The sequence below is a fragment of the Streptomyces milbemycinicus genome (assembly GCF_002154605.1).
Taxonomy (GTDB): domain Bacteria; phylum Actinomycetota; class Actinomycetes; order Streptomycetales; family Streptomycetaceae; genus Streptomyces; species Streptomyces milbemycinicus.
The window spans coordinates 1-9235 of record NZ_MUNE01000284.1 but is presented as its reverse complement, the minus strand read 5'-3'; the positions used below and the strand labels follow the sequence as shown (position 1 = coordinate 9235).

The 9235-nt window shown below is 70.3% G+C and carries 7 protein-coding genes; 1 reads left to right on the top strand and 6 read right to left on the bottom strand.

The features are described from left to right. Positions 1–91: 91 nt before the first annotated feature. A complete protein-coding gene (locus tag CCN51_RS22615) occupies positions 92–487 on the bottom strand; it encodes a RidA family protein (protein WP_014182229.1) in 396 nt (131 codons plus the stop codon). A 136-nt stretch (positions 488–623) separates the two neighbouring features. Between CCN51_RS22615 and CCN51_RS22610 the strand changes: the two genes are divergently transcribed. Next, complete coding sequence (locus CCN51_RS22610) at positions 624–1622, top strand: helix-turn-helix transcriptional regulator (RefSeq protein ID WP_014182228.1); 999 nt, start codon at positions 624–626, stop codon at positions 1620–1622. 59 nt (positions 1623–1681) lie between these two features. Here the strand turns inward: CCN51_RS22610 and CCN51_RS57695 are convergent, their stop codons facing one another. The 5 genes from CCN51_RS57695 to CCN51_RS22585 all read right to left on the bottom strand — a co-directional run. Continuing rightward, the gene (locus CCN51_RS57695) at positions 1682–1996 is read right to left on the bottom strand and encodes a hypothetical protein (RefSeq protein WP_086860016.1); all 315 of its coding nucleotides are present in this window, start codon (positions 1994–1996) and stop codon (positions 1682–1684) included. Beyond that, a complete protein-coding gene (locus CCN51_RS60060) occupies positions 1887–2192 on the bottom strand; it encodes a beta-ketoacyl synthase N-terminal-like domain-containing protein (RefSeq protein WP_202948324.1) in 306 nt (101 codons plus the stop codon). Before CCN51_RS60060 ends, CCN51_RS57695 begins: the two co-directional genes overlap by 110 nt. A 124-nt stretch (positions 2193–2316) precedes the next feature. Further along, positions 2317–4863 carry a type I polyketide synthase gene (locus CCN51_RS22595; RefSeq protein ID WP_014182227.1) on the bottom strand — a complete coding sequence of 849 codons (2547 nt, stop codon included), beginning with the start codon at positions 4861–4863 and terminating at the stop codon, positions 2317–2319. A gap of 11 nt (positions 4864–4874) precedes the next feature. After that, on the bottom strand, positions 4875–6011 hold the full coding sequence (locus CCN51_RS22590) for an adenine nucleotide alpha hydrolase family protein (RefSeq protein WP_014182226.1): 1137 nt from the start codon (positions 6009–6011) through the stop codon (positions 4875–4877). Between the two features lie 80 nt (positions 6012–6091). Continuing rightward, the coding region (locus CCN51_RS22585) for a non-ribosomal peptide synthetase (RefSeq protein WP_086860014.1) at positions 6092–9235 on the bottom strand (3144 nt) is incomplete at its 5' end.

Here is a 9235-nt window from a genome sequence, read left to right as displayed (position 1 = left end):
CCGCTCGCTGGGCGGCCAGCGAGCGGTGGCATGCTTCCGGGTCGCGCTCGGCACCGGCAATCACCCGAGCGGCAGAGGCAGCGAGGCCGTGTCAGGCGACGGCGGTCCCCTCGAGCTCGACCATCTGGCCGAGGATCGCCAGCCGTGTCACCCCGAGCATCGTGGTGGTCGGTGCCACCCCGGCGGCGCCCAACCGCGCCGCCAGCACGCCGTAGTGCGGAAAAAGTAGATCGACATCGGTGGTGTAGACGTTGAGCCGGACGAGGTTCGCGAGGGACATGCCGGCCTCGCCGAGCACGGCCTCCAGGTTGTCGAGGCTCAGCGCCAGCTGTGCGGCCATGTCACCGTCATGCTGCGGCTTGCCTTCGCCGCTCATCGCGGTCTGTCCGGAGCAGTACAGGGTCCGGGTGTGCCCGGAGACGATCTCACCCTGGTTGAATCCCATCTCCACGGACCAGGCCACCGGGTTGACTGCCGTTCGTTCCACTGCCACATCAGCTCCATGCGATTCGTTGGGAGTACGGACGTCCATCGGCGCGTCAGTCGCCATCGATGACGTCGATGCCCACGAGCCTCCCAGGAAAAGATGACACCCTTGGTCATGTATTCGATAGGGTCCTCGTATGCGTGCCGATCGGCTGGTCTCGCTGGTGCTGCTGCTGCGTCAGCGCGGTCGGCTGACCGCGGACACACTGGCCCGCGAGCTTGAGGTGTCCACCCGTACCGTGCTGCGCGACATCGAGGCGCTGTCCGCAGCCGGCGTCCCGGTCTATGCCGAACGCGGTCGGCACGGCGGGTTCGCGCTGTTGCCCGGTTTCCGGACCGAGCTCACCGGACTGAACCAAGACGAGGCCCTTGCCTTGCTGACCGCCGGACCGGGGCGCGGCGAGCAAGCATTCGGCCTCGGCTCGGCGCTCGCTTCGGCCATGCGCAAGGTGGTTGACGCGCTACCCGAAAGCCATCAGACCTCCGCGAGCGACGCGGCCCAGCGATTTCTCGTCGAGCCGGAAACCGACCTGCTCTCACGCCGGCCGGTCACCGAGAAGGTGCCCGGCACGGCCATGATCGAGATCCGGCGCTCGGTGCTCGCCGGACACAAACTGCGCATCCACTACGCGGCCACGGACCAGGCGCCGCAGTGGCGCACGGTGGACCCGATCGGCCTGGTCACGGTGCGCGACCGGGGTTACTTGCTGGCCACGAGATCTGGCGCGGACCGCACCTACCGGCTGTCGCGGGTGCTGGCCGCCGAGGAACTCCCCGAACCGGCACAGCGACCGAACGCGGTTGATCTGGACCGGGTCTGGCGGGAACGCTGCGCGCAGTTTCTGTCCGGCGACCATATCGCCGTGCTGGTACGGGTGAACCCTGAGCGGCGGGAGGACCTGCTGAGCACCGTGGTGGCCGTCCGCGCCGCAGAACCCGACGCAGACGGCTGGCTGCGGCTGGAGGTGACGTTCCAGGATCTGCGACACGCCGAGTGGGCACTATGGCAGCTCAGCACGGACGCGGAAGCCTTGGCCCCGGCGTCACTGCGCACTGCCCTTCGCAACCGCGCCGCCGCGATTACCACCCGCTACGAGGCCACGGTCCTCGACTCGGCCATCAACGAGTGGCTGTGACCAGCACATTCGGACGAAGACTGCCTGGCTGGTGTTCCCGACGACTCGAACTCAAGCCGTCACAGACGGGGGAAGCCGCCACGATGTCCGTACGTGACTGGCGACCCGGCGCGGAACAGCTGAGGATCGACGATCAGCACGCCACCGAGCCCGTGCCGGGCCTCGGCCGCCGCGACAGCCCCAGTGGCCCGCGCGGCGTTTCCCCAAGGCTGTCTGGCAATTCGGGTCCGCGACGAGCTGGGCGTGCTGTTCCAGGACACGGACTCATGGCGGAGAGCGAGGATCTCGGCGTTGTTCGCGGCGGTCGAGCGGCCCAGCAAAAGGCAGCAGCCCAGCAGTCGGCAGAAGATCAGGCAGAGCAGTCGCAGACCCACGATCACTGATCATGCCCATACTTGAGCGATCGAAAAGCCCCAGGCCGCGCACCCCCGCCGGGTCGTAGTGGGTGTCGGCGTCCCAGCGGTCGGCGGGCACCTCACGGATGCAGTGCCGGCCCGCGGCCAGGTTGTCCCACAGTTCGGCGGGGGTCTCGGCCAGAGGGTAGCGGCCGGCGGCGCCTACGATCGCCACGCCGTCGCTCGCCGGGCCCGGGCCGGCAGGCTCAGCAGCGGCTTTCGCTTGTCGTCCACAGTTGCTCTCTCTCACAGGTCTTCGGTCGGCCACCGTGGGTCGGGGCGTCGCCGCCGGGAGGGGGTCAGGCCTGGCCGGTGTGGCGGGCGGCCGCGCGCTGGGCCCGCCGGGAGGTCCGGATGCCGTCCTGCTGCGGCGGGGACTCCTCGACCAGGCCGAGGACGATGGCCAGGTGCTCGGAGAAGGAGCGGATCGTGGGGTACTCGACGAACGCGGACGCCTCCACCTGCTCGCCCAGCGCGTCGCCGAGGTGGGCGGTGACGTCGATCAGGATGAGCGAGTCCAGGCCCATGTCGAACAGATTGCGGTCGGTCTCCGGGAGCCCGCCTGCTTCCCCGCCCAGGACCGTGGCGATCTTTTGCTGCACGAACTCGGTGATGATGTCGACACGTTCGTGCCCGACGGCCGCGCCGAGCCGGTCGGTCAGGGTGTCGGGCTCCGGTGTGCGCCGCGCGGTGCGGTGTTCCGGTTCGACCCAGTGACGCGTGCGCTCGAACGGGTAGTGCGGCAGCGGGACACGGCAGCGCTGCTCGCCGCCGTAGAACGCGTCCCAGTCGACGTCGGCTCCCGCGGTCCACACCGTCGCCAGGTCGTGTGCGGTGCGGTGCAGGCCGGGCGGAGCGGTGCCGTCGGGCTGGAGGCGCAGCAGCAGGGCGCCCGTGGGAGTGTCGGAGGGCGTCCGCGGAACGCCGGTCCAGGTGACCGGGTCCTCATCGAGCAGGCGCAGCGCCTCCGGGACGGTGAGCTCGCCGGACAGGCAGGCGGCGACGAGCCGGGCTACCGGGCCGCCGGTCACGGCGGCGGGCCGCACACCCCACGCGGTGAACAGGCGGGCGGCGGCCAGCTGGGCGACCAGGGCCGCCGCCGTGTCGTCGGAGCCCAGCAGCGCTTCGGCGTCCGTGCCGTCCGTGCCGGTCACTGCCTGGATTTCCGCGCGGTAGGCGGGCAGTGCGCGCAGCAGCGCCACGGCGTGGGTGCCGCCGTCCCCGAGCCGGTCGGCCACGCCGTAGACCACGTCGGGGCGGTCGTCCGCGACATCCCCGGTGATCAGCTGCTCGCGGTCCGCGAGGGCGAGGGCGAGGGCTGCCTCGCGCAGGTCGGAGCAGACCACGGCGCAGCGGTGACGATGGGCACGGCGGCCGGCGCCGAGGGTCTTGGCCACGTCGGCGGGCGAGAGTTCCGGATGGATCCGCAGGTGCCGGGCCAGGTTGGCCATGGACCGCTGCAGGGCCTGCGGCGAGCGGGCCGAGAGCACCAGGAGCTCGGCCGGGCGGGGCTCGGACGGCGCCGGGCGGGCCGGCGGCGCCTCCAGGACGACGTGCGCGTTGGTGCCGCCGATCCCGAACGCGCTGACGCCGGCGCGGCGCGGCGCGCCGTCGGTGTCGGGCCAGTCGGTGAGTTCGGTGGCGACGTGGAACGGCCCGGCGTCGAAGTCGATCTCCGGGTTGGGCGACTCGAAGTTCAGGCTGGGGACCAGCTCGGCATGGCGCAGCATCAGCGACGTCTTGATCAGGCCCGCCATGCCCGCGGCGACGTCGAGATGGCCGATGTTGGTCTTCACCGAGCCGATCGCACAGCGGCCGGTCCCCTCGGCGTCCTCGGTGAACACGGCGTTGAGCGCGGTCACTTCGATGGGGTCGCCGAGCGGTGTGCCCGTGCCGTGCGCCTCAAGGTATCCGATGGTGTGCGGCGGGCAGTCGGCGATCTGCTGGGCGTCGCGGATGACGGCCGCCTGGCCCTCGACGGTCGGAGCGGTGTAACCGGCCTTCGCCGCACCGTCGTTGTTGACGGCGGTGCCCTTGATGACCGCGTGGATGAAGTCGCCGTCAGTGAGGGCGTCGCGCAGCCGCTTGAGGACCACCACACCGACGCCGTCCCCGACGATGGTGCCCTGCGCCTTGGCGTCGAAGGCGCGGCAGTGTCCGTCCGGGGAGAGGATCATGCCTTCCTGGTAGCGGTACCCCTTCCGCTGGGGCACCCTGATGTGCACCGCCCCGGCCAGTGCCGTGTCGCAGTCGCCGCTGATCAGGCTGAGACAGGCGGTGTGCACGGCGACCAGTGAGGTGGAGCACGCGGTGTTGACGCTGAGACTGGGGCCCCGCAGGTCCAACTTGTAGGACACCCGCGTGGCCAGGAAGTCCTTGTCGTTGGCGAGCATCAGCCGGTAGTCGTCGAGGGTGGAGGCGTTGCGGTAGCGGTCGTGGAGGTTGTGCAGCAGGTACGTGTTCAGCCCGGCGCCCGCGTACACGCCGATGGCGCCGTCGTAGGCGCCGGGATCGTATCCGGCATCCTCCAGCGCTTCCAGGGCGCATTCGAGGAACTGCCGTTGCTGCGGGTCGAGTATCTCCGCCTCGTCCGCGGTGATACGGAAGAGGTCGGCGTCGAACTGGTCGATGTCGGGCAGCAGTTGGGCGGCCTTGACATAGCTCGGGTCATCGATGAGCTGCGGATCCACGCCCGCGGCGAGCAGTTCCTCGTTGGACAGGAAGGTCGTCGACTCCACGCCCTCCCGCAGATTGCGCCAGAAGGCCTCCACGGAGGGAGCGCCCGGCAGGCGGCATGCCATGCCGATGATGGCGATATCGGATTCCCTGATGTCGTGCTGGTCCATCTCTGCCTCCTTCAGGCGAGCTTTATTCCCATACGGGTGGCCGTCGTGCGCATGTCGAGAAAACTGCGGGCCACGAAGTGGGCCGCGTTCTCGTCTCCATGGAGTTCCCTGAAGATCTCGACCAGCGCCGGTTCGTGTGCCCGCGGGTCGGCATCACCTCGGGCAATGTCGAAGATGATGTCCTGGAGACGCTGCTCGATGTCCGGCAGATTCGCCGCGCGCGGGAACTTGATGCTGTAGGTGGAGCGGTCGTAGTTCTTGTTCTTCTTCACCGCGCGCAGGTAACTGGAGGCGTTCAGCTTGTAGAACATGCACCCCCAGTTCTTGAACGAGTAGTAGTTCAGCAGCGGATACAGGGTGCAGTGGGTCTCCAGCGGCGAGGACTGGTAGAGCCCCTTTTCCTTCAGTTCCCGCACCATCGCGTCGGGGTCGTAGTCGTAGCGCATCGCGATGAACGGGAAGACGATTTTCGGAAGTTCCTCGTCGGTGGCGAACAGCACGTTCTCCAGTTCCTCCCCGAAGAGCCGACCGGTCAGCTCGCGGCCGAAGGTCTCATAGAAACCGCGCGCGATCTCCCGGACGTTGGACTCCATGGTGAGGATCTGCTGCGGGTCCGCGCACAGGGCGATGTACGGGATCTTGTTGCGGATCGCGCAGAGGATGGCCCGGATGACGAAGAACGTGCGACAGGACACGCACGGCAGTTTCTCATCGAGATACTCTCCGGGCTTCCGCGGCGCAGGCCGGTTGAAGACGTCGCGCATCATCGTCGTGATACCGGCCTCGTCCGAGTCCAGCACAAAATGCGCGGGGATCTTCTCTTTCGCCAGTTTGATGTTGTCGGCGGCGTGCTCGCTCTCGAAGGGGATGTCGAAGGTATAGGCAAGGACACGCTTGCCGTATTCATTGACGAACTTGTCCAGCATGTACGTGCTGTCCTTGCCGCCGCTGTACATGAACAGGCAGTCGAACTCGCCGTCGCGGTTGGGGCCGGCGGCGGTGAACTCCTCGAAGACGCGGTTGGTGTAGGTGAAGTTCTCCAGCAGTTCATCAGCCACTTCGAGGTTGCACAGGTTGCAGGTCCCGTTCTCGTCCAGGGTGATGCCGGGGTGGTCCTCTCCCAGAGAGCACACGGCGCAGTGGGCCATGGGTCCTTCCTTCACGGATGGTCGTACGCGGAATGACGCGGGCGGAATGACGTGTGTCGTCAGCGGAATGACGTGTGTCGTCAGGTGGCGGTGGGGCCCGTTCCCCTCGTGGTGCGTCTGCGGTGCAGCCGTTCCAGCGACTCGCGCCGGGCCCGGGCCGGCCGGGCCGCGGCGGTCGGCCGCTCGCCGGCCCGCGGTGCGGCGAGGTGGCGGGCCATCTCGCCGACGGTGGGATAGCGGAACACGTCGACGCGGGTGACCGACGGATCCAGCGTGTCCCGCACCTCCTTGACCACGTGCATCAGCAGAAGGGAATTGCCGCCCAGGTCGAAGAAGTTGTCGCGCGGGCCGACCAGGGGCACGCCGAGCACCCGGCGCCAGACGGCGGCGACCGCCCGCTCGGTGTCGGTGGTGAGCGCGTCCGGCCCCGCCTGGGCCCTGCCCGGCCCGGCCGGGGCCGGGCCGGGCAGGGCCTTGCGGTCGACCTTGCCGTTGTGGGTGAGCGGCACCTCGTCCAGAACGACCACGGCCGCGGGCACCATGTAGCCCGGCAGCACGCCGCGCAAGGCGTTGCGCAGTGCCGCGGTGTCCGGTTCCGTGCCGGGGTCGGCCACCACGTAGGCGACGAGCCGACGGTCGCCGGGGCTGTCCTCGCGGACCACCGCGACCGCCTCCCGGATGCCCTGCCGGGCGCGCAGGTGGTGCTCGATCTCACCCAGTTCGATGCGGTAACCGTGCAGCTTGACCTGGCTGTCGATGCGGTTGAGGTACTCCAGCCGGCCGTCGGCCAGCTGCCGGACGAGGTCGCCGGTCCGGTACATCCGCGCACCGCCGGGCCCGAAGGGATCCTTCACGAACCGCTCGGCGGTGAGCTCGGGCCGCCCGAGGTATCCGTCGGCCACACCGTCCCCGCCGATGTACAGCTCTCCCGGTGTCCCGGGAGGGACGGGTTCGCCGAAGCGGTCCAGCACATAGCAGCGGGTGTTCGCCAGGGGACGACCGATCGTCACCCGGTCACCGCGTTCGACGCGGCTGACCGTCGACCAGATGGTGGTCTCGGTGGGCCCGTACAGATTCCACAGTTCCCCGGACCTGGAGAGGAGTTCCTCGGCCAGGTCCGACGGCAGCGCCTCACCGCCGCACAGCGCCTTCAGGCCCGGATGTCCCGTCCAGCCCGCGGTGAGCAACATGCGCCAGGTGGCGGGCGTGGCCTGCATCATGGTGGGCCGGGTCCGCTCCAGCAGGGCTCCCAGGGCGAAGCCGTCCGCCGCTGTCTCGGCCGGCGCGATCTCCACCCGCGCACCCGTGATCAGCGGCAGGTACAGCTCCAGTCCCGCGATGTCGAAGCACACGGTGGTCACGGCCAGCAGCCGGTCGTGCTCGGCGCAGCCGAGTTGCCGGGTCATGGCGCACAGGAAGTTCGTCAGCGCGCGATGCCCGATCCGCACGCCCTTGGGGCTCCCGGTGGAGCCCGAGGTGTAGATGACGTAGGCCGGGTCATCGGCACCGGCCGGGACGGCCGGGACGCACCGGCCGGCCGGGCGTTCGCGGTCCTCGTCAAGGAGCAGCAGGTCGGCGTGTACGCCGCTCAGGGCGGGCCGCAGCGCGGACTCGGTGACCACCAGCCGCAGTCGCGAGTCGTCGGCCATGGCGGCGATGCGCTCCGGCGGGTACACGGGGTCGAGCGGGACGTAGGCGGCGCCCGTCTTCAGCACGGCCAGCAGACCGACCAGCAGTTCCGGGGAGCGGCGCAGGGCCACGCCGACCAGCTCACCGGGGAGGGCGCCACGTGCGGCGAGTTCTTCCGCGAGTCGGTCGGACTGCTCGTCCAGTTCCCGGTAGGTGAGCGTGCGGTCCCCGCAGGCCACGGCGACGGCGTCGGGGCGGCGCCGGGCCTGGCCGGTGAAGAGTTGATGCACGCAGAGGTGGGACGGGTAGTCGGCCGCGGTGTCGTTCCACTCCTCCAGCACACGTGCGCGCTCGTCGGGTGTCAGCTCCGCCACCTGGGTCACCGGTCGGCCGGGGTCGGCCGCGACGGCGTCGAGGAAGGCCGCGAACCGCGCGGCCGCCGCCGGGTCGGGGTCCGCCCAGCGCACCCACGAGCCGTCCTCGGCGATCCGTACGAGCCGGGTCGTCGCGAGACCGGTCGCCTCGTCGGGGAACGCGGCGCCGCCCGGGGCGGGTCCGGTGTGCAGTTCGATGCGGACCGGCCAGCATGCCGTCCGCGGATCCCGGGCGGGGACGCCCATCGTCTCGTCGTCGTGCAGGAGGGACCGCACCTCGTCGTGGATCCGGGCGAAGGGCCTGCCGTCGGCGATGAACGGCAGGGGGAACGGAACGTGGGTCGCCACCGCCGGGTGGGGCGGGCAGGCGGCCAGGTGCCGCCAACGCAGGGCGACCCCGGTGTCCGCCTCCTCCGTGCCGCGGGAGACGAAGGCCAGGACCGCGGCGAGCAGCAGCTCCGGATCGGCCGTGTGCCGGGTGTCCAGCCGGACCACGTGGGCAGGCCCTGTGGGGTCGGCCCGCGGGCGGTTCAGCCGGGCCGTCCGCTCGGCCCAGTGCCGCTCCGCGTCGGGGCCGCACGCCGCCCGGCGCCGGGCCAGCGCGCCGGAGACCGGGCCGGTCCCGGCGCACAGGTCTCCGGTCGGCAGGTCGGGTGCCTCGATCAGCGCCCTGAGCAGCGTCACCGTGTCGTGCAGTACCTGCCGGGCGACCGCGTCCGTCAGCTGCCGGCGGTCGTGGCCGAGCTTGAGGAGCAGCCGATCGTCCTGATAGGCGCTCAGGGTGAGCGGGTAGTTGCTGCGTTCCTCCAGATGGAAGTCGCGGTCCTGCCAGGCTCCGCCCCGCTGCCGCAGCTCGGCCTGGACGGTACGGCTTTCGAAGACGACGACGCTGTCGAACAGGGCGGAGCCGTCCGGGACGGCGCTGAGCCGGTGGATGCGGGGCAGCTCGATGTGCTCGCCGCGACGCAGGGCGAGATGCCCCTCGCGCAGGGCGCGCACCAGGTCGGCTCCGGTGGCCGAGGCGTCGAGAACCACGCGCAGCGGCAGGGTGTTGATCAGCAGGCCCACCATGTCGCGGCCTTCGGGCGCGAACGACCTGCGGGACTTGGTGACGCCGAACACCACCTCGCCGCGGCCGCTGTAGCTGCCCAGCAGCAGGGACCACGCGGCCTGGACGACGTTGTTGAGGGTGCCGCCGCACCGCTCGGCGAGCGCGGCGGC

Coding starts and splice junctions, on each gene's coding strand:
- CCN51_RS22610 (WP_014182228.1), top strand. CDS start 624: ATGCGTGCCGATCGGCTGGTCTCGCTGGTGCTGCTGCTGCGTCAGCGC.
- CCN51_RS22595 (WP_014182227.1), bottom strand. CDS start 4,863: ATGGACCAGCACGACATCAGGGAATCCGATATCGCCATCATCGGCATG.
- CCN51_RS22590 (WP_014182226.1), bottom strand. CDS start 6,011: ATGGCCCACTGCGCCGTGTGCTCTCTGGGAGAGGACCACCCCGGCATC.